The sequence below is a fragment of the Nocardia sp. NPDC006630 genome (assembly GCF_040611495.1).
In the GTDB taxonomy this organism is placed as follows: Bacteria; Actinomycetota; Actinomycetes; order Mycobacteriales; family Mycobacteriaceae; genus Nocardia.
The window spans coordinates 213,580-232,977 of the sequence record NZ_JBEXOK010000012.1 but is presented as its reverse complement, the minus strand read 5'-3'; the positions used below and the strand labels follow the sequence as shown (position 1 = coordinate 232,977).

Here is a 19,398-nt window from a genome sequence, read left to right as displayed (position 1 = left end):
GTGGGACGAATGCAATCGACCGGACACTCGGGTACGCAGCTGGCGTCGTTGCAACAACGCTGCGTGATCACATAGGCCATATCTCGCAGATCCTCGAAACAGTCGCGTGGTGCTACTCCGCTCGGGGTTCGAGCAGGGCGGTAGAACACGTTCTAATATATGCGGCGTTCCGGTGCCTGTCGGCACGCAGGTGTCACGCCACCTTCAGTGTGCCTCGAGTGTGAGGCGAGTCTCCCGCCGGGAGCTGGATCGTGTGTTGTGACACCAGTCTCGGCAGGTAGCGGGGTAGCGAATACCGTAGTGCACATGGCACGGACTCTCATCTTGATGCGCCACGGCAAATCCGGCTACCCGGACGGCGTGGCGGACCATGAACGACCGCTCGCGCCGCGTGGTCTGCGCGAGGCCGGATTGGCCGGGGACTGGCTGCGCGCGACCCAGCCGCCGATCGACGCCGTGCTGTGCTCGACGGCGACCCGCACCCGCGAGACGCTCGCGGCGACCGGCATCACCGCGCCGGTGTCGTACGAGGAGTCCATGTACGAGGCGACGCCGCACTCGCTCATTCAGTTGGCGCAGCTGGCCGACGATGACGTGCAGACGCTGCTGATGGTCGGGCACTCCCCCGGAATGCCGTGGACCGCTTGGGAATTGGCCGCCAACCGGGATTCGGACGCGGCGGCGGAACTCAGCGCGAAATTTCCCACCTCGGCGCTGGCGATTCTGGAATTCGACCGGCCGTGGGCGGACGTCGATCCGGGCACGGGCGAACTGGTCCGCTTTCACGTGCCACGCTAGGAACCGGGAACTAGCCCAGCAGCTTCCCCTTCCAGACCACCACGCCGCCGACGACCAGTAGCAGCAGCAGCGCCCAGAAGAAGCCCGCAACCGCCCAGATCACTCCGAACACCGCCAGCACCGGCAGGATCGCGATCGCGGCGATCAGCGGGTTTTCCTTGACTGTCTCCAGCGCCGATCGCGCCCGGACCCGATCAATGTCTTTTGCCATGACCCCAGCGTAGGCGCGTTTTGCCGGGATTCGGCAGAATGGGACTTGCTTGGAGTGCACTCCAGGTGGCTACCGTCGGAATGTTCCACCGAGAGGGGCGAGACCGTGAGCACCGCAGCACCCGCGCGGGACAGCGCAGCATCCACCGCACACGACGCCGATTACGAGCGCCCGCGGTATTCCATCGGAGAGGTCTCCGAGCGCAGCGGCCTGAGCCGGGACACGCTGCGCTGGTACGAGCGCATCGGCCTGCTGGATTCCGTGGGCCGCGATCACGCCGGCCAGCGGCGCTTCTGCGATCGCGATCTGGATTGGCTCTCGCTCATCGGGAAACTGCGGCGGACCGGTATGTCGGTGGCCGATATGGTGCGGTACGCGGAACTGGTGCGGGCCGGTGAGCACACCTTCCCGGAGCGGCTGGAGATGTTCCATCGCACCCGCACCGATGTGCTCGCGCAGATTCGGGAACTGCAGCAGACAGTGGCCGTGCTGGACTGCAAAATCGCTTTCTACGAGGGCAATCCGGGTTCGGACTGGCGCACCGTGGTGGCCGGGCAGAGTACTGCGCAGCAGTGTGTGCTCTAGCGGCGCGGAGTGACGCGCGCACCGCGTGATTCACAAACCGGAGGGCACGTTTCACATTCGCGGCTTAGTATGCGACCACTATGCAGTCGCCCGTATCCCATGACCGTGTCTGGATAGACAAGCAGACACCCGAGGTCTTCCACGCGCTCAGTGAGGTCGCGCTGGCGGTGCGCAATGCCGCTGCCGCAGTCGATTTGGGGCGGGCGGTGATGGAATTGGTGAATGTGCGCGTCTCGCAGCTCAATGGCTGCGCGTACTGCCTCGACGCCCATCACCGGGCCGCCCTCGAGGCCGGGGTCACGGCGCAGCAACTCGCGATCCTGGACGCGTGGGAGCGCAGCCCGAACCTCTACTCCGAGCAGGAGCAGGCCGCCCTCATCCTCGCCGAAACGGTGACTTCGCTGCCCGGGGAGGAATGTATGCAACGTAGGTATGCTGCTGCGCGGCAACACTTGTCGGATGACCAGATGTCGATTCTCATCTGGGCCGCGGCCACCATGGGCACATTCAATCGCGTCTCGATACTGAGCAGACATCCGGTACGGGTGCGGAAGGAGAACTGAACAATGAGCGAACAAGCCGTGGCGACCGCTGTCGTCCGCAACGACTCGCAGCACCGTTATGAAGTCTGGTACGGCAACTCGCTCGCCGGGTTCACCGAATACCGCGAACGGGACAACGACACCACCTTCATCCACACCGAGGTGGACAGTGCGTTCGGCGGCAAGGGCTTGGGCAGTGCGCTCGCCCGCAAGGCGATCGAGGATGTGATCGCCCGCGGCAATGTCATCGTGCCGCGCTGCCCGTTCATCAAGGCCTGGCTGGACAAGCATCCGGAATACGACGAGCACGTCGTCGGCAAGGGCATCAAGCGATGAGCGACCTGGAGCCGAATCCGGAGGAGTCGCTGTGCGAGGCCTCCGGCCGGCCGGGTCCGCGCGCCGAATTCTTCCCGGCGCGGGAGGTGCCGCTCGGCGGGGTGCGCGGGGTGACCGTGCACCGCTCGCTGCCGCAGCGCGATCTGCCGACCGTCGGCGCCTGGTGCTTCCTCGACGAATTCGGTTCCGGTTCGGAGGCGAATCCCGAAGGGCACGATATCGATCCGCATCCGCACATCGGATTGCAAACGGTCACTTGGCCTTTGAACGGCCGCATCCGGCACCGCGACAGCGTCGGCTCGGATGTGGAGATCGAGCCCGGACAGCTGAACATCATGACCTCCGGTCGCGGCATCGACCACTCGGAGTACCGGGTGGCCGGGCACGAATCGGGTGCGGGATTACAGCTGTGGATCGCGCTTCCCGGTGAAACCGCCGCTATCGCACCACATTTCGAGCAGCACCGAGAACTCCCGACATTCGCCCTGAGCGAGGACGGTCATGCCGGAGTGCTGGGCACGGTCCTGATCGGCACACTCGGCGACGTCACCTCCCCCGCCACCGCCTACACCCCGATCGTCGGCGCGGAACTGCGGGTCCAGCCGCACGCCGATGTCCGGCTGCCGCTGCGCCCGGAATTCGAGCACGCGGTCCTGGTGATCGAGGGCGAACTCACCGTCGACACCACCGTGGTCGCCCCCGGATCGCTCTTCTACCTGGGCAGCGACCGCACCGAACTGCGCCTGCACGATACCGAGGGCGCCCGCCTGCTCCTGCTCGGCGGCGAACCCTTCACCGAAGACCTGGTCATGTGGTGGAACTTCGTGGCCCGCAGCCACGAGGAGATCGAAGCGGCCCGAAACGACTGGGAGAACCACGATCTCGCCCGCTTCCCCGACATCCCCGGCCACACCCCCGACCAGCGCATCCCCGCCCCACCCCTCCCACCCCTGCACCTGAAACCCCGCAAGCGCCGCTACTGACCAGCGCCCGCCGAATTCATCTCAGCCACAGCATCTTCCGAACGCGCCCCGATCTGCCATTCCACCGCTGTCCCGGCATGCTTTGGGCCGGGATCCACACCCGCAGCGGCGCAACGAGTCTCGCCACGTTCGGCCGAGAGCCTGCCTGCGGAATCGTTCCGACGAAAGAGCCTGGCGCGCAGCTACTCAGGGGTGGTGGGTGAGGTTTTGGGTGCCGATCACGCGGAGGAGCTCGAGTTTCTCCTGGGTGTCGGTGCCGGACTTGGGGTAGTAGACCAGGAGCTGGCGGGTGGCGCTGGGGGTGAGCAGGGGTTCGCAGATCAGTTCCAGGAGACCGACTTCCGGGTGGATCATGCGTTTGTCGTGGCCGGGGTGGGCGCGGACCTCGTGCTCGTGCCAGAGCTCCTCGAATTCGGGGCTGCTGGCGCGCAGGCGGGCGACCAGGTCGGTGACATCCGCGTCGCCGGCGCGGCGGGCGGCGGTGGCGCGCAGACCGGCCACGTGGTGGCGGCCCATGACGGCATGGTCCTCGGGCGGGAAGCGGTGACGCTCGGTGGTCGCGCTGAACCACAGCCAGGGGATGCAGCGGTCCAGGCCGCGGCGCTGCGAGAAATCGCCGCTGACCAGGGTGTGCATCCGATTCTGGACCAGCACCTCGCCCAGATCGGAGATGACGCAGGCGGGGGTGTCGTCGAGCTTGGCCAGGACGTGCAGGATGCCGGGACCGACATGGGTGTCGCCGCCGCGCGCGGGCGGCTGCTGTCCGGCCAGGTAGTAGAGGTGGTCGCGCTCGCTGTCGGTGAAGCGCAGGGCGCGGGCCAGGGCGCCGAGCACCTGGGTGGACGGGCGCGGGCCGCGGGCCTGCTCGAGACGGGTGTAGTAGTCGGTCGACATGCCCGCGAGCATGGCGACCTCATCGCGGCGCAGGCCGGGGGTGCGACGACGCAGGCCCTCGGGCAGGCCGACGGCGGCCGGCTGCAGGCTCTCCCGGCGGCGGCGCAGGAAATCGGCTAGTTCGTCGCGGTTCACTCCACCACTGTCCCGCACCCCAGGAGTGCGATCCAGGGACTGGCTATCCCCCGATAAGCGATCTCTGCCGGATCCCCCGGTCCGTGGCGCATCGTTATCCCATGACCAAGAACCTCGGCACAGTCCAGCTCGGCAAGACCGGGCCCAGCGTTTCCCGCATCGGCCTCGGCGCCATGGGTATGTCCGGCATGTACGGCAGCAGCGATGACGCCGTCTCCATCGCCACCGTGCACGCGGCCCTCGACTCCGGCGCGAATCTCATCGATACCGGCGACTTCTACGGCATGGGCCACAACGAAATGCTGCTCGGCCGCGCCCTGGCCGACCGCAAGCGGGAGGACTACCTGCTCAGCGTGAAATTCGGCGCGCTGCGCGGACCCGACGGCAACTTCGGCGGCGTGGACACCCGCCCCGCGGCGCTGCGCAATTTCCTCGCGTACTCGCTGCAGCGGCTCGGCGTCGACTACATCGACATCTACCGCCCCGCGCGGCTCGACCCGAATGTGCCGATCGAGGAGACCGTCGGCGCCCTGGCCGAGCTGGTGCAGGCCGGATACGTACGGCACATCGGCCTGTCCGAAGTAGGCGCGGACACGCTGCGCCGGGCTGCCGCCGTCCATCCGATCGCCGATCTGCAGATCGAGTACTCACTCCTCTCACGCGGCATCGAATCCGAAATCCTGCCCACCGCAAGGGAACTCGGCATCGGCATCACCGCGTACGGCGTGCTCTCCCGCGGCCTGCTGAGCGATTCCCTGCGCGGCGGAGCACAATTCGCCCCCAGCGACTTCCGCGCCCACAGCCCGCGCTTCCAGGGTGAGAACCTCACCGCCAACCTGCGACTGGTGGACGCACTCGCCGAGATCGCGGCCCGCCACGACGTGAGCGTGGCACAGCTGGCCATCGCCTGGGCCCTGTCCCGCGGCGAGGACATCGTCCCGATCATCGGTGCCCGCCGCCCCGAGCGCTGGACCGAAGCCCTTGCGGCAGTGGACATCCAGCTCTCGGCCGACGAACTCGCCGCCATCGAGGCAGCCGTCCCGGCCGACCAGGTCGCCGGCGGCCGCTACGCCGAAGCCCAGATGGCCATGCTCGACAGCGAACGCTGAACCACCGACGGTAGGGGCCGGGCGAGGGTGCGCTACTTGCGGCGGGGGCGGATGACGGCGGTGAAGGCGGCTTTCGCTACGGCCTTGCCGGTGCTGTCGGTGATGCTGACGGGGACTTCGAGTTCGATTTCCGTGCGGGACTGGATGTTCGCGCGGGTTTGCTCGATCACCTCGGCGGTGAGTTCGGCGGTGGCCAGGAACGGGCTCGCCGCACCCTTGGCGCGGGCCAGGTATTCGATGCGGCCGTCGCGGGCGACGATGAAGGTGTCGCCGAGCAGATCCACGATGCCGGAGATGGACGCGCCCATGGCGGCGGTTTCGGCCAGCCCGAAGAGCAGGGCCGCGTGCACATCGCCATTGTGGTTGAAGTGTTGCGGCTCGGCGGCCATGCGGACGACATTGCGGCCGGACGCGTAGTCGACCCCTTCGATACCGGCGAACTGGATGAAGCCGAGCTTCTGAAAACCGGCCATCACCTGTTCGCCCATGGTGGCGCTGTCCATCGCATCTCCTGTAGCCGGTGGTCGAAATTGAAACGTGTTCTAATTTCATACCGGGTACGGAGGGGCTTGTCCACGTCCGCTTCCCGCCGGGACCTGCTCACCCGGCGTTCGGGAGCTCCAGACCCAGGGTTTCGGCGGTGCGCACCATGGTGCGCCGGGCCAGCCGGGCATCCCCGGCCAGACTCGATCCGAGCGTCGGAATCAGCTCCCGCAGCCGCGGCGCCCAGATCCGGCGATAGCGCGGGAAGCTGCGCTCCAGCACCTCCAGCAGCATGGCCGGGGCGGTGGCCGCACCGGGCGCGGCGCCCAGCACCGCGGCAATCGAACCATCCGGCGCGGCAATCACTTCCGTATCGAATTGCAGTACCCCCCGGCCGTCGGCCGCACGCTGCACCAGCTGGGCGTACTGACCGGCCGTGACCATCGACCAATCCCCCACCGCGGCCGCCGGCGCGAATTCGCGCAGCGCGGCCAGCTTCCGGCCGCGCGTGGCGGTCACCTGGGACAGCACCTGCCACATCAGACCCGGATTGCTCTTCACCATCGAGGCGATCGGCGCCACATTGTGCGGGCGCAGCGCAGCCGGCGCATCCAGGATCGAACCGGTCCGCAGGAACTTCGGAATCGCTCCGGCGTAGGGACCGAACAGCAGCGCCCGTTTGCCGTCGATCACCCGGGAATCCAAGTGCGGCACCGATATCGGCGGCGCCCCGGGTGCGGCCCGGCCGTACACCTTGGCATCGTGCTGCTCGATGACCTCCGGATTGTCACAGCGCAGGAAACGACTGCTCACCGGAACCAGTCCATAGCCGTGCACCTCCGGAATACCGGCCTGCTGCAACAGTTTCAGCGCCCAGCCGCCGGTGCCCGCGAAAACGAAACGGGCATCGACCCGCCGCGTGAGGCGATCGTTATCGGTGAACTGGTGAATGCGCAATTGCCAGGAGCCGTCATTGTTCTTGCGCAGACCACGCACCTCACAGCGCCGGTGTATTTCGACACCGGCCGATTCCAGATGCTCGAACATCTGACGGGTGAGCGCACCGAAATCGATATCGCTGCCGGTGCTGTCGCGGGTCGCGGCGAACGGTTCGTACAGGCCGCGCCGCTCGGTCAGCAGCGGCGCCCAGCCCTCGATGACCTTCGATTCGGAACTGAATCGCATCGATTCGAAAAGGTGGTGCGCCGACATGGTTTCCTGCCTGCGCCGCAGATAGTCGACATCCTCGGTCCCGTGCACCAGCGTCATATGCGGTACCGGATTGATGAAAGTGTCCGGCTTGCCGAGGATTTCGGCCTCGACCAGCGACGCCCACAACTGCCGGCTCTGCTGAAATTGCTCATTGAGGGCGACGGCCCGGGTGATATTCACCGAGCCGTCCGGATTCTCGCCGGTGTAATCGAATTCGCACAGCCCGGCATGCCCGGTTCCGGCATTGTTCCAGGCGGCGGAGGCCTCGGCGCCGAGTTCCGGCAGGCGTTCGTACACAGCGATCGACCAGGTCGGCTCCACCTGCTTGAGCAGAATTCCGAGCGTCGCGCTCATGATTCCACCGCCGACCAACACCACATCGTAAGGACGCAGGGCCGCTTGCGTATTCATCGTCATGCCTCGAAATCCACCTCGAACTCATTCCGCCACGGGCACGCTAACACCGAACCGCCCCGATCACCGGGCCACGCCGGGACCGTCAAGGGGCCCGGACGGTGTGCCTCCGCGAGCTAGCGCTGCCGGGCGCGGTAGGCGGCCACGGCATTGCGGTTGCCGCAGGCGGTGCTGCAGTAGCGGCGGGAACGGTTGCGGGACAGGTCGAGGACGATGCCTTCGCAGGTGTCGTCGGCGCAGACGGCGAGGCGGCTCAGCTCATCGGAGCGAATCAGGTCGATCATGGCCATGGCGGTTTCGACGGCAATGCGGACGGGCAGCGGAGCCTCCGCGGGGACCGCGTGGATGTGGTAGTCGAGATTGTCGTGACGCACCAGCTGCGGCACCGCGCGGTGCTCGGCGAGGATGGTGTTGACCAGCTCGACGGCGGTGCTTCTGTCACTGGTCAGCAGGCGGCGCAGGGGGGCGCGCTGGGCGCGGACGGCGGCCAGTTCGGCGGCCTCGCCGGTGCGGGTGCCCGTATAGCCGTGCCGCTCGAAGAACTCGCGCAGCTGGGCGATCTCGGTCATGGTGTCCGGATCCTCCGCCGAATTCACCAGATCGACCGCGGCCGCCAGTGAGGCGACCGTGTCATCAGCAAAAAGCATGTTGACATATTACACACGCGCCCCTTAGCGTCATCAGTCATGGCGACGTTGACTCATGACGCACCCGTGCGCAGCCGGCTTCGCACCGGGCTGATCTTCGCGGCGCTGTCCGCATCGTCCTTCGGGCTCTCCGGGGCGCTGGCCCGCGGGCTCATCGATGCGGGCTGGAGTCCGGCCGCCGTGGTCATCGTGCGCGTCCTGCTCGGCGCCGCCGTGCTGCTGCCCTTCGCCCTGCGGCAGCTGCGCGGCGACTGGGATCTACTGCGCCGCAATGCCTCCCTGCTCGCCGGATACGGACTGCTCGCGGTGGCCGGAGCGCAGCTCGCCTACTTCAATGCCGTCGCGCACATGGATGTCGGTGTGGCACTGCTCATCGAATACACCGCACCGATCGCCGTGATCGGCTGGCTGTGGCTGCGCCATCGGCAACGACCCGGCCGCGCAACGGTTCTCGGCGCGCTCATCGGCATCGCCGGACTGCTGCTGGTGCTGGATCTGCGCTCCGGAGCGGCCACCAGCTGGATCGGCATCGCCTGGGCGCTCGGCGCGATGGTCGGCGCGGCAGCGTATTTCATCCTCTCCGGCCGCACCGGGGACGGCATTCCCGGCACCGTGCTGGCCACCAGCGGACTGATCGTCGGCGGCCTCAGCATCCTGCTCGCCGGGCTCGCCGGCATCTTCCCGCTGCACGCCACCACGAATGCCGTTGCCTTCGAAGGCTTCACCACCTGGTGGTGGATTCCGCTGCTCGCCCTCGGCGTGATCACGGCGGCTCTCGCCTATGTCACCGGAATCGCGGCGACCCGGGCGCTCGGCTCCCGGCTGGCCTCCTTCGCGGCCCTCACCGAGGTGCTGGCCGCGATCCTGTTCGCCTGGGCGCTGCTGGGCCAGACCCCGCACCCCATCCAATTGCTCGGCGGCGTCCTGATTCTCACCGGCGTCGTGGTGGTCCGGCTCGGCGAACCCGCCGAGAGCGCCGTGCAGGCGCCCGCGACACCCGAGGGCATCTAGGACAGTTCCAGACCTAGTTGTGCCGGATCATTGAGCGTATGAGCGATACACCGGCGCGGCTGCTGCAACTGCTGTCCCTGCTGCAGACTCCCCGAGAATGGCCGGGGAGCGAGCTGGCCGAAAAGCTCGGGGTCAGTGATCGGACGGTACGCCGGGATATCGACCGGCTGCGAGAGCTCGGCTATCCGGTCGAGGCGACGCTCGGCGTCACCGGCGGATATCGGCTGACAGCCGGAGCCGCCATGCCGCCGCTGGTGCTCGACGACGAGGAGGCCATTGCCATCGCGGTCGGACTGCGGGCCGCCGCCGGGCAGGCCGTGGCGGGAATCGAAGAGGCCTCGGTGCGCGCGCTCGCCAAGCTGGAGCAGGTGCTGCCCGCCAAACTGCGCCGCCGGGTGCGCGTAATCGGTGCGGCCACCGCCACATTCAGCCCGGCCGGGCCGACCGCCGACCCGGAGGTGCTCGCCACCGTCGCCGCGACCATCACCAACCACGAACGGGTGCGATTCGCCTATCGGGATGCGAAGGGCGCCGAATCGCGGCGCAATATCGAGCCGATCGGCCTCGCCACCAACCAACGGCGCTGGTACCTGGTCGGATTCGATCTGGATCGCCAGGCCTGGCGCAGCTTCCGGGTGGATCGCGTGGAATCGCCCCAGCCCACCGGAGCCCGCTTCACACCCCGGGAACTGCCCGCCGCCGATGCCGCCGCCTATATCGCCGGTGACCGGACCGATTGGGGCACAAGGACCTACCGCGTCGATGTGATCATCCACGCACCCAGCTACCGGGTGGCAGGCCGGGTGGGCGACCAGCCGGGCGAGATCACCGCCATCGACACCGAGACCTGCCGCATGACCGGTGAACGCGATGACGCTCCCGAATGGCTTGCCGCACAACTGATCTCACTCGGGTTCGAGCTCGAGGTCCGCGACTCACCGGAGCTGACAGCGGAATTGCGCGCCGCCGGGGACCGCATCACCCGCGCCCTCACCGGAAAGTGAGCGGAGCGGCGCATATGCGCCGCAGGGGTTCCGCTCCCCCACCCGGCCCGGGTACGTTTCACCTCCATGGGAATGACCAGGGCCATTGCGCCAGCGCTACTTTGCCTGACGGCCGCTGTCACCGTCAGCGCTACAGCTACCGCCGAGCCCGCACCCGCGCCGGCCGCGACACCGCTCACCGTCCAGGGCGCCGATCACGGCATCGCCTATCAGGTGGCGCTCTCCGACGATCACCGCTCCACCATCGGCACCCTGCAGACCGGGCGCTTCCTGACCACCTGGGACGGCGAAGCCGTCATCGCCACCGATGACGCCGGACGCGTAATCGCCACCGTCCCACTGAAATACGATATCGCCGGCAAGACGCTCGCACTCACCCCGGCGATCGATACCGACAACCGGCGGCTCACCCTCACCCCGGTCGCCGAATCCGCCACCCCGCTGCGCGATATCGACGCCCAGCAGCGCTTCTTCGATGTGGTGCAGGCCAATATGCCCGCGGTCGCCACCGGCGCGGCCATCGGCGGCGCCATCGGCTTCCTGCTCGGCTTCCCCGCGGGCCTGTTCGTCCTGGACTTCATCACCGCACCGATCGGCCTCGTTGTCGGCGCCCTCATCGGCGGTGCCCTGGGCCTGCAGCAGTCGGGCGGCCAGCCTGCCATCGACGCCGCCCTCACCTACGCCGACAGCGTTGTCCCCGGCATCGCGCCCGCCGCCGATCCCGCTGCCACGCAACCCAACTGACACAGACTCGCTGACGCAGGACTACTGCACGAAGGTCGCACCGGCAACGGCCATGCTGTTGTCGGTGTAATACCAGTCGCCGTTCATCGGCCAATCGAGCCGGAACTGAAGGGTGTGCCCGCTCGCGGGCCCGGACGTAATCGTCCACAGCGTATTGGGCAACCCCGTCGCAGTGCTCACACTGCCATCCGACCAGGTGAACGTCCCCGACGTCGGTGTCCCGAACCCGAGCCACGGCAGCTCAGCGGAGAAATGCCCGGAATCGATGCCGGGCAACAGGGAACTGGAACATCCCCACAGATCCGCCGCCCGCCGCACACTCTGCCCCGCGCTCCCGGTGCCGGGCATGCGGTTCCCGGTCAGCACATTCCCCTGCGCGCACCCTCCGAGCCCCGCGGCCTGCGCGGTCGTCGCAGCGGCGCCCCCGGCGACCGATAGCAGCGCTCCACCCAGCAGCACCGCGATCACACTCCGAAAAGCTCCCACGCCAACCCCTCCCACCGAGGAATCACCACGTCACTTCAGGCACTTCGGAGCCTACTCGCCGATCCGTGCGATACGGCCGGTTCGTACCGATTCCTCGATTCGAGCCCCTGCCCTCGAGATTCGACCCCGGTCATGGAAAAGCAAGCGGCCCCCGCTCCGAAACGGAGCGGGGGCCGAATGTTTGTGCCTCAGCTAGGGATTCAGCGGTAGTCGCTGAAGCCGTAGTCGTCCAGCGGGACTGCGGCACCGGTGGTGGTGCCGAAGCCGTCCGGGCTGTAGTAGGTGTCGTCGTAGGACGGCACCGCGTACGCGGCCTGGCGCGCCTCTTCGGTCGGCTGAACCGTGATGTTGCGGTAGCGGTTGATACCGGTACCGGCCGGGATCAGCTTGCCGATGATCACGTTCTCCTTCAAGCCGATCAGCTTGTCGGAGCGGCAGTTGATGGCCGCGTCGGTGAGCACCCGGGTGGTCTCCTGGAAGGAGGCCGCCGAGAGCCACGAATCGGTGGCCAGCGATGCCTTGGTGATACCCATCAGGACCGGGCGGCCGGAAGCCGGCTCGGAACCCTCAGCGACCACGCGGCGGTTCGAGTTCTCGAACTCCGCGCGCTCGACCAGCGAACCGGGCAGGAACTCCGTCGCACCCGAATCGATGATGGTGACGCGGCGCAGCATCTGGCGAACGATGACCTCGATGTGCTTGTCGTGGATGGAAACACCCTGCGACCGGTACACCTCCTGGACCTCGTGCACCAGGTGGATCTGCACCTGACGGGGGCCCATCACGCGCAGCACCTCGTGCGGATCCGCGGAGCCTTCCAGCAGCTGCTGGCCGACCTCGACATGATCGCCATCGGCGAGCAGGCGCTCGGAACCGTCCTCGTGCTTGAACACCCGCAGACGCTGACGCTTGGAGAGCTTGTCGTACAACACTTCTTCGGAACCATCGTCGGGAATGACGGTGATCTTGTAGAAGCGGTCGTCGTCCTCCATGCGCACCCGGCCGGAGACCTCCGCGATGGGGGCCTTGCCCTTCGGCACACGAGCCTCGAAGAGCTCCTGCACGCGGGGCAGACCGCCGGTGATGTCCTCGCCCGCGACACCACCCTGGTGGAAGGTACGCATGGTGAGCTGGGTACCGGGCTCACCGATGGACTGCGCGGCGACGATACCGACAGCCTCACCGATATCGACCAGTTTGCCGGTCGCCATCGAGCGGCCGTAGCAGGTCGCACACACGCCGGTGCCGGTGGTGCAGGTCAGCACGGAGCGGACCTTCACCTCGGTGATGCCGGCCTCGAGCAGCGCATCCAGAGCCGGGTCGCCGAGATCGTGACCCTTCTCGATGATGACGTTGCCCTTGGCGTCCAGCGCGTCGGTGGCCAGCGTACGAGCGTAGGTGCTGGTCTCCACGTGCGCGTCCCGGATGAGCGAGCCGTCGGCCTGCTTCTCCGCGATCGCCACCATGATGCCGCGCTCGGTGCCACAGTCGGTCTCGCGAACGATGACGTCCTGCGACACGTCCACCAGACGACGGGTCAGGTAACCCGAGTCCGCGGTACGAAGCGCGGTGTCGGCCAGACCCTTTCGAGCACCGTGGGTGTTGATGAAGTACTCCAGAACCGTCAGGCCCTCACGGAAGGAGGACTTGATCGGCTGCGGGATGAACTCACCCTTCGGGTTCGTCACCAGGCCCTTCATACCCGCGAGGGTACGAGTCTGGGTGAAGTTACCCGTGGCGCCCGACTCGACGATCGTGATGATCGGGTTGTCCGGCGGGTAGTGCGCACGCATGGACTGACCGACTTCTTCGGTCGCTTCCTGCCAGATCTTGACCAGGGCGTTGTTGCGCTCGGAGTGATCGAGCGCGCCACGCTGGTACTTCTTCTCGATCTGATCGGCCTGCGCGTCGTAGCGCGCCATGATCTCGGGCTTCTCCGGCGGAACCAGAACGTCCGACATGGCGACGGTGACGCCGGAACGCGTGGCCCAGTAGAAGCCCGAGTCCTTCAGCTTGTCGACCGTCTGCGCGACCACGATCATCGGGTAGCGCTCGGCCAGATCGTTGATGATCGTCGCCTGACGCTTCTTCGGCATCTGCTCGTTGATGAACGCGTAGTCCGCCGGGAGCAGCTCGTTGAAGATGACGCGACCCAGCGTGGTCTTCGCGAGCCACGCATCGCCGCGCTTCCAGCCGTTCGGGAAGAGCTCGGCTTCGATCTCCTTCTCCGGACGCTGCTCGGTCAGGCGCACCTTGATCTGCGAACGCACGGTGAGCTCACCGCGGTCCACAGCCATCTGCGCCTCGGCCGGCGAGGAGTACACACCGAACTCGGCGTGATCCTTCGAGCCCTCGCGGTACTCACCCTTCGCGCCCTCCTGCAGGCGAGTCAGGTAGTACAGACCGGTCACCATGTCCAGACGCGGCATGGCGAGCGGACGACCCGAGGCGGGCGACAGGATGTTGTTCGAGGACAGCATCAGGATGCGGGCCTCGGCCTGCGCCTCCGCGGACAGCGGAAGGTGCACGGCCATCTGGTCACCGTCGAAGTCGGCGTTGAACGCCTCACACACGAGCGGGTGCAGCTGGATTGCCTTGCCCTCGACCAGCAGCGGCTCGAAGGCCTGGATGCCCAGGCGGTGCAGGGTGGGCGCACGGTTCAGCAGCACCGGGTGCTCGGAGATGACCTCTTCGAGGACGTCCCACACCTGAGCGCGCTGCCGCTCGACCATCCGCTTGGCGGACTTGATGTTCTGTGCGTGGTTGAGATCCACCAGGCGCTTCATGACGAACGGCTTGAACAGCTCGAGCGCCATCAGCTTCGGCAGACCACACTGGTGCAGCTTGAGCTGCGGACCGACCACGATGACCGAACGACCCGAGTAGTCGACACGCTTGCCCAGCAGGTTCTGACGGAAACGACCCTGCTTGCCCTTGAGCAGATCGCTCAGGGACTTCAGCGGGCGGTTACCCGGACCGGTGACCGGACGGCCACGACGGCCGTTGTCGAACAGCGCGTCCACCGACTCCTGAAGCATGCGCTTCTCGTTGTTCACGATGATCTCGGGCGCACCCAGATCGATCAGTCGCTTCAAACGGTTGTTGCGGTTGATGACGCGGCGGTACAGGTCGTTGAGGTCGGAGGTCGCGAAGCGGCCACCGTCCAACTGGACCATCGGGCGCAGCTCCGGAGGGATCACCGGGACCGCGTCCAGCACCATGCCCATGGGCGAGTTGCCGTTCATCTGGAACGCGGCGACAACCTTCAGACGCTTCAGCGCGCGAAGCTTCTTCTGGCCCTTGCCCGTACGGATCGTCTCGCGCAGGTTCTCGGCCTCGGCCGGGATGTCGAACTGCTCCATGAGCTTCTGGATCGCCTCGGCGCCCATGGCTCCGGTGAAGTACTCGCCGTAGCGGTCCTGCAGCTCGCGGTAGATGATCTCGTCGATGATCAGCTGCTTCACCGCAAGCTTGGTGAAGGTGGTCCAGATCTCGTCGAGCCGGTCCAGCTCACGCTGGGCGCGGTCGCGCAGCTGGCGCATCTCACGCTCGCCGCCGTCCTTCACCTTGCGGCGGACGTCGGACTTGGCGCCCTCGGCCTCGAGCTCGGCAATGTCGGCCTCGAGCTTCTGGGCGCGGGCCTCGAGATCGGCATCACGCTGATCGGCGAGGTTCTTCTTCTCGACCTCCATCTCGGCTTCGAGAGTGGAGAGTTCGTTGTGGCGCAGCTCGGTATCGACGCCGACGATCACGTAGGCGGCGAAGTAGATGATCTTTTCCAGATCCTTCGGCGCCAGGTCCAGCAGGTAGCCCAGACGCGACGGGACACCCTTGAAGTACCAGATGTGCGTGACCGGAGCGGCCAGCTCGATGTGGCCCATGCGCTCACGACGCACCTTGGCGCGAGTCACCTCGACACCACAGCGCTCGCAGATGATGCCCTTGAAGCGGACGCGCTTGTACTTACCGCAGTAGCACTCCCAGTCCCGGGTGGGACCGAAGATCTTCTCGCAGAACAAGCCGTCCTTCTCGGGCTTGAGCGTGCGGTAATTGATGGTCTCCGGCTTCTTCACCTCGCCGAACGACCACTGTCGGATGTCGTCAGCGGAGGCCAGGCCGATCCGGAGTTCATCGAAGAAGTTGACGTCTAGCACGTAACTTCCTTTCCCCTGTTCGGGTTCAAGTATGAGCAAAAGTCGCTAAATCCGTTGCCCGGGAGCGCTTTTCAGCAAATGCCGGAAGCGCTCCCGGACCGATCGCTCTTACTGCGCCAGGTCGTCGACCGTCGCAGCCTCGTTGCGGGACAGGTTGATACCCAGGTTCGCCGCAGCGCGCTCCAGGTCCTCATCATCGCCATCGCGCATTTCGATCGCGGCGCCGTCCGAGGACAGCACCTCGACGTTCAGGCACAGCGACTGGAGCTCCTTGAGCAACACCTTGAACGACTCCGGAATACCGGGCTCCGGAATGTTCTCGCCCTTGACGATCGCCTCGTAAACCTTTACGCGGCCGACAACATCGTCGGACTTGATGGTGAGCAGTTCCTGCAGGGTGTAGGCGGCGCCGTACGCCTGCATGGCCCAGCACTCCATTTCACCGAAGCGCTGACCACCGAACTGGGCCTTACCACCGAGGGGCTGCTGCGTGATCATCGAGTACGGACCCGTCGAACGCGCGTGGATCTTGTCGTCCACCAGGTGGTGCAGCTTCAGGATGTACATGTAGCCGACCGAGACCGGGTACGGGAACGGCTCGCCGGAGCGGCCGTCCAGCAGTACGGCCTTGCCGTTGTCGTCGATCATCTTCTCGCCGTCGCGGTTCGGCAGCGTCGAGGCCAGCAGGCCCGTCAGCTCCTCCTCGCGCGCACCGTCGAAGACCGGGGTGGCGATATTCGTGTCAGCGGGCTGACCGAGCATCTCCTCGGGGAGCTTGCGCGCCCACTCCGGCTCACCGTCGACCTGCCAGCCGGTCTTGGCGATGTAACCCAGATGGGTTTCCAGCACCTGACCGATGTTCATACGACGCGGCACACCGTGCGTGTTCAGGATGATGTCGACCGGAGTTCCGTCCGGCAGGAAGGGCATGTCCTCCTGCGGCAGGATCTTGCCGATAACACCCTTGTTGCCGTGGCGGCCGGCCAGCTTGTCGCCGTCCTGGATCTTGCGCTTCTGCGCGACGTACACGCGCACCAGCTCATTGACGCCGGGAGGCAGATCGTCGTCGTCGTCGCGCGAGAACACGCGGACGCCGATGACCTTGCCGGACTCGCCGTGCGGCACCTTGAGAGAGGTATCGCGAACCTCGCGGGCCTTCTCACCGAAGATGGCGCGCAGCAGGCGCTCCTCGGGGGTCAGCTCGGTTTCACCCTTCGGGGTGACCTTGCCGACCAGGATGTCGCCGTCACGAACCTCGGCGCCGATGCGGACGATGCCGCGCTCGTCGAGATCCGCGAGCACCTCGTCGGAGACGTTCGGGATATCCCGGGTGATCTCCTCGGCGCCCAGCTTGGTGTCGCGAGCATCGATTTCGTGCTCCTCGATGTGAATCGAGGTGAGCACGTCATCCTCCACGAGGCGCTGCGACAGAATGATCGCGTCCTCGTAGTTGTGGCCTTCCCACGGCATGATCGCCACGAGCAGGTTCTTGCCCAGCGCCATCTCACCGTTCTGGGTGCAGGGGCCGTCGGCGAGCACATGCCCGGCTTCCACGCGCAGACCCTCGTCCACGATCGGACGCTGGTTGGCACAGGTGCCCTGGTTGGAGCGCTCGAACTTGCGCATGCGGTACGAGCGGCGGGTGCCGTCGTCGTGCATGACGGTGATGAAGTCGGCCGAAACCTCTTCCACCACACCGGCCTTCTGGTTCACGACGACATCGCCGGCGTCGACCGCGGCACGCAGTTCCATACCGGTGCCGACCAGCGGCGACTCGGAACGGACCAGCGGCACGGCCTGACGCTGCATGTTCGCACCCATGAGGGCACGGTTGGCATCGTCGTGCTCGAGGAACGGAATCATGGCGGTCGCGACCGAAACCATCTGGCGCGGTGAGACATCCATGTAGTCGACCGCGTTCGCGTCGACGTATTCCATTTCCTCGTTGCCGTGGCGGGCGAGGACACGCTCCTCGAGGAAGTTGCCGTCCAGGTCGACAGGCGAGTTCGCCTGGGCCCGGATGTGGCGGTCTTCCTCGTCGGCGGTGAGGTACTTGACCTCATCGGTGACGCGGCCGTTCGCGACCTTGCGGTACGGGGTCTCGATGAAACCGAACGGGTTGACCCGCGCGTACACCGACAGCGAACCGATCAGGCCGATGTTCGGGCCTTCCGGGGTCTCGATCGGGCACATGCGGCCGTAGTGCGACGGGTGGACGTCACGAACTTCCAGACCGGCACGCTCACGGGACAGACCACCCGGGCCCAGCGCCGACAGGCGGCGCTTGTGGGTCAGACCCGAGAGCGGGTTGTTCTGGTCCATGAACTGCGACAGCTGCGAAGTTCCGAAGAACTCCTTGATCGCGGCGACCACGGGACGGATGTTGATCAGGGTCTGCGGCGTGATCGCCTCGACGTCTTGAGTCGTCATACGCTCGCGGACAACGCGTTCCATACGCGAGAGGCCGACGCGGATCTGGTTCTGGATGAGCTCGCCGACGGTACGCAGACGACGGTTACCGAAGTGGTCGATGTCATCGACGCCGACCGGAACTTCCTGGCCGCCGGGGGCGGTCATGGTCCGGTCGCCCTGGTGCAGGCGCACCAGGTACTCGATCGTCGCGACGATGTCTTCCTTCGTCAGCGTCGAACCGACCACCGGCTGGTCCAGGTTCAGGCCCAGCTTCTTGTTGACCTTGTAGCGGCCGACACGAGCCAGGTCGTAGCGCTTCTCCTTGAAGAACAGGTTCTCCAGCAGGGTCTGCGCGGACTCCTTCGTCGGCGGCTCGCCCGGGCGCAGCTTGCGGTAGATGTCGAGCAGCGCCTCGTCCTGGCCCGGAGTGCTGTCCTTCTCCAGGGTGGACATCATGATCTCGGAGAAGCCGAAACGCTCGACGATCTCCTCGGCCGTGAGACCCAGCGCCTTCAGCAGCACGGTGACCGGCTGACGGCGCTTGCGGTCGATACGCACACCGACGGTGTCGCGCTTGTCGACGTCGAACTCCAGCCACGCACCACGCGAGGGGATGACACGCACGGAGTGCAGCGTCTTCTCGGTGGACTTGTCGATGGTGTCGTCGAAGTACACGCCCGGCGAACGGACCAGCTGCGAAACGACGACGCGCTCGGTGCCGTTGATGATGAACGTGCCCTTGTCGGTCATCATCGGGAAATCACCCATGAAGACCGTCTGAGACTTGATCTCACCGGTGTTGTTGTTGATGAACTCCGCGGTGACGAACAACGGCGCCGCGTAGGTCATGTCCTTGTCCTTGCACTCTTCGATGGAGGCCTTGACCTCTTCGAAGCGTGGGTCGGAGAAGGACAGCGACATGGAACCGGAGAAATCCTCGATCGGCGAAAGCTCCTCGAGCACCTCCTCGAGCCCACCGAAGGGGTTGACGTCGCCTCGGGCGACTGCCTTTTCCCGCCAAGTCGGTGAACCGACCAGCCAGGCGAACGAGTCGGTTTGTAGATCGAGAAGACCCGGAACCTCGAGGGGCTCACGAATCTTCGCGAAAGACACCCGCTTCGGGGCTCCGGGAATACCGGCCTTGGTCTGGGTGGAGACTGCCAAGATGCGTCCTTCCAGCACCTCACGCGCGTCGCGTGGTGGTCCGCGACCGTCGCTTGTCTGCTACGAATTCCGCT

General features: G+C 66.3%; 17 protein-coding genes. 9 read left to right on the top strand and 8 right to left on the bottom strand.

Features of this window, described 5'->3' with window-relative positions:
- Positions 1 to 306 precede the first annotated feature (306 nt).
- Complete coding sequence (locus tag ABZX86_RS33585) at positions 307 to 798, top strand: histidine phosphatase family protein (protein ID WP_355129360.1); 492 nt, start codon at positions 307 to 309, stop codon at positions 796 to 798.
- A gap of 10 nt (positions 799 to 808) precedes the next feature.
- Here ABZX86_RS33585 and ABZX86_RS33580 read toward each other — a convergent pair whose 3' ends face one another.
- Positions 809 to 1,009: a hypothetical protein gene (locus tag ABZX86_RS33580; protein WP_355129358.1), complete on the bottom strand. Its 201-nt coding sequence runs from the start codon at positions 1,007 to 1,009 to the stop codon at positions 809 to 811.
- A gap of 105 nt (positions 1,010 to 1,114) precedes the next feature.
- Here ABZX86_RS33580 and ABZX86_RS33575 point away from each other — a divergent pair, with 105 nt between their 5' ends.
- The 4 genes from ABZX86_RS33575 (at position 1,115) to ABZX86_RS33560 (ending at position 3,455) form a co-directional block, all read left to right on the top strand.
- Positions 1,115 to 1,594: a MerR family transcriptional regulator gene (locus tag ABZX86_RS33575; protein WP_355129356.1), complete on the top strand. Its 480-nt coding sequence runs from the start codon at positions 1,115 to 1,117 to the stop codon at positions 1,592 to 1,594.
- A gap of 80 nt (positions 1,595 to 1,674) precedes the next feature.
- The gene (locus ABZX86_RS33570; protein ID WP_355129354.1) at positions 1,675 to 2,157 is read left to right on the top strand and encodes a carboxymuconolactone decarboxylase family protein; all 483 of its coding nucleotides are present in this window, start codon (positions 1,675 to 1,677) and stop codon (positions 2,155 to 2,157) included.
- Between the two features lie 3 nt (positions 2,158 to 2,160).
- Positions 2,161 to 2,472 carry a GNAT family N-acetyltransferase gene (locus ABZX86_RS33565; RefSeq protein WP_355129352.1) on the top strand — a complete coding sequence of 104 codons (312 nt, stop codon included), beginning with the start codon at positions 2,161 to 2,163 and terminating at the stop codon, positions 2,470 to 2,472.
- Entirely contained in the window at positions 2,469 to 3,455 is a 987-nt protein-coding gene (locus ABZX86_RS33560) for a pirin family protein (RefSeq protein WP_355129350.1), read from the top strand. Before ABZX86_RS33565 ends, ABZX86_RS33560 begins: the two co-directional genes overlap by 4 nt.
- 186 nt (positions 3,456 to 3,641) lie before the next feature.
- On the opposite strand, the gene ABZX86_RS33555 is transcribed toward ABZX86_RS33560, so the two are convergent.
- Positions 3,642 to 4,484: a helix-turn-helix transcriptional regulator gene (locus ABZX86_RS33555; protein WP_355129348.1), complete on the bottom strand. Its 843-nt coding sequence runs from the start codon at positions 4,482 to 4,484 to the stop codon at positions 3,642 to 3,644.
- Between the two features lie 101 nt (positions 4,485 to 4,585).
- On the opposite strand from ABZX86_RS33555, the gene ABZX86_RS33550 reads away from it, so the two are divergent.
- Positions 4,586 to 5,593: an aldo/keto reductase gene (locus ABZX86_RS33550; RefSeq protein ID WP_355129346.1), complete on the top strand. Its 1,008-nt coding sequence runs from the start codon at positions 4,586 to 4,588 to the stop codon at positions 5,591 to 5,593.
- A gap of 32 nt (positions 5,594 to 5,625) precedes the next feature.
- On the opposite strand, the gene ABZX86_RS33545 is transcribed toward ABZX86_RS33550, so the two are convergent.
- The 3 genes from ABZX86_RS33545 to ABZX86_RS33535 all read right to left on the bottom strand — a co-directional run bounded on the left by ABZX86_RS33545 (position 5,626) and on the right by ABZX86_RS33535 (position 8,349).
- Entirely contained in the window at positions 5,626 to 6,096 is a 471-nt protein-coding gene (locus ABZX86_RS33545) for a DUF4442 domain-containing protein (protein WP_355129344.1), read from the bottom strand.
- A gap of 97 nt (positions 6,097 to 6,193) precedes the next feature.
- Complete coding sequence (gene mqo, locus ABZX86_RS33540) at positions 6,194 to 7,705, bottom strand: malate dehydrogenase (quinone) (protein WP_355129342.1); 1,512 nt, start codon at positions 7,703 to 7,705, stop codon at positions 6,194 to 6,196.
- 113 nt (positions 7,706 to 7,818) lie between these two features.
- Positions 7,819 to 8,349, bottom strand: a complete 531-nt coding sequence (locus ABZX86_RS33535; RefSeq protein WP_355129340.1) for a CGNR zinc finger domain-containing protein — start codon at positions 8,347 to 8,349, stop codon at positions 7,819 to 7,821.
- A gap of 39 nt (positions 8,350 to 8,388) precedes the next feature.
- Here ABZX86_RS33535 and ABZX86_RS33530 point away from each other — a divergent pair, with 39 nt between their 5' ends.
- From ABZX86_RS33530 to ABZX86_RS33520, 3 genes are all read left to right on the top strand, one after another.
- Positions 8,389 to 9,360 (top strand): DMT family transporter, encoded by a 972-nt coding sequence (locus ABZX86_RS33530; protein WP_355129338.1) that lies wholly within the window; start codon positions 8,389 to 8,391, stop codon positions 9,358 to 9,360.
- A gap of 38 nt (positions 9,361 to 9,398) precedes the next feature.
- Positions 9,399 to 10,364, top strand: coding sequence for a YafY family protein (locus tag ABZX86_RS33525; RefSeq protein WP_355129336.1), 966 nt, complete (start codon positions 9,399 to 9,401; stop codon positions 10,362 to 10,364).
- Positions 10,365 to 10,430: 66 nt separating this feature from the next.
- Positions 10,431 to 11,108 carry a hypothetical protein gene (locus tag ABZX86_RS33520; protein ID WP_355129334.1) on the top strand — a complete coding sequence of 226 codons (678 nt, stop codon included), beginning with the start codon at positions 10,431 to 10,433 and terminating at the stop codon, positions 11,106 to 11,108.
- 21 nt (positions 11,109 to 11,129) lie between these two features.
- On the opposite strand, the gene ABZX86_RS33515 is transcribed toward ABZX86_RS33520, so the two are convergent.
- The 3 genes from ABZX86_RS33515 to ABZX86_RS33505 all read right to left on the bottom strand — a co-directional run bounded on the left by ABZX86_RS33515 (position 11,130) and on the right by ABZX86_RS33505 (position 19,342).
- Complete coding sequence (locus ABZX86_RS33515) at positions 11,130 to 11,594, bottom strand: hypothetical protein (protein ID WP_355129332.1); 465 nt, start codon at positions 11,592 to 11,594, stop codon at positions 11,130 to 11,132.
- Positions 11,595 to 11,794: 200 nt separating this feature from the next.
- The gene (locus tag ABZX86_RS33510) at positions 11,795 to 15,748 is read right to left on the bottom strand and encodes a DNA-directed RNA polymerase subunit beta' (protein ID WP_355129330.1); all 3,954 of its coding nucleotides are present in this window, start codon (positions 15,746 to 15,748) and stop codon (positions 11,795 to 11,797) included.
- A 108-nt stretch (positions 15,749 to 15,856) separates the two neighbouring features.
- Positions 15,857 to 19,342: a DNA-directed RNA polymerase subunit beta gene (locus tag ABZX86_RS33505; RefSeq protein WP_327142380.1), complete on the bottom strand. Its 3,486-nt coding sequence runs from the start codon at positions 19,340 to 19,342 to the stop codon at positions 15,857 to 15,859.
- Between the last annotated feature and the right edge of the window lie 56 nt (positions 19,343 to 19,398).

Excerpts from the sequence above, each read along its gene's own strand:
- ABZX86_RS33585 (WP_355129360.1), top strand. The coding sequence starts at position 307 with ATGGCACGGACTCTCATCTTGATGCGCCACGGCAAATCCGGCTACCCG.
- ABZX86_RS33530 (WP_355129338.1), top strand. The coding sequence starts at position 8,389 with ATGGCGACGTTGACTCATGACGCACCCGTGCGCAGCCGGCTTCGCACC.
- ABZX86_RS33520 (WP_355129334.1), top strand. The coding sequence starts at position 10,431 with ATGGGAATGACCAGGGCCATTGCGCCAGCGCTACTTTGCCTGACGGCC.
- ABZX86_RS33560 (WP_355129350.1), top strand. The coding sequence starts at position 2,469 with ATGAGCGACCTGGAGCCGAATCCGGAGGAGTCGCTGTGCGAGGCCTCC.
- ABZX86_RS33535 (WP_355129340.1), bottom strand. The coding sequence starts at position 8,349 with ATGCTTTTTGCTGATGACACGGTCGCCTCACTGGCGGCCGCGGTCGAT.
- ABZX86_RS33545 (WP_355129344.1), bottom strand. The coding sequence starts at position 6,096 with ATGGACAGCGCCACCATGGGCGAACAGGTGATGGCCGGTTTTCAGAAG.
- ABZX86_RS33570 (WP_355129354.1), top strand. The coding sequence starts at position 1,675 with ATGCAGTCGCCCGTATCCCATGACCGTGTCTGGATAGACAAGCAGACA.
- ABZX86_RS33525 (WP_355129336.1), top strand. The coding sequence starts at position 9,399 with ATGAGCGATACACCGGCGCGGCTGCTGCAACTGCTGTCCCTGCTGCAG.
- ABZX86_RS33565 (WP_355129352.1), top strand. The coding sequence starts at position 2,161 with ATGAGCGAACAAGCCGTGGCGACCGCTGTCGTCCGCAACGACTCGCAG.
- ABZX86_RS33580 (WP_355129358.1), bottom strand. The coding sequence starts at position 1,009 with ATGGCAAAAGACATTGATCGGGTCCGGGCGCGATCGGCGCTGGAGACA.
- ABZX86_RS33550 (WP_355129346.1), top strand. The coding sequence starts at position 4,586 with ATGACCAAGAACCTCGGCACAGTCCAGCTCGGCAAGACCGGGCCCAGC.
- mqo (WP_355129342.1), bottom strand. The coding sequence starts at position 7,705 with ATGACGATGAATACGCAAGCGGCCCTGCGTCCTTACGATGTGGTGTTG.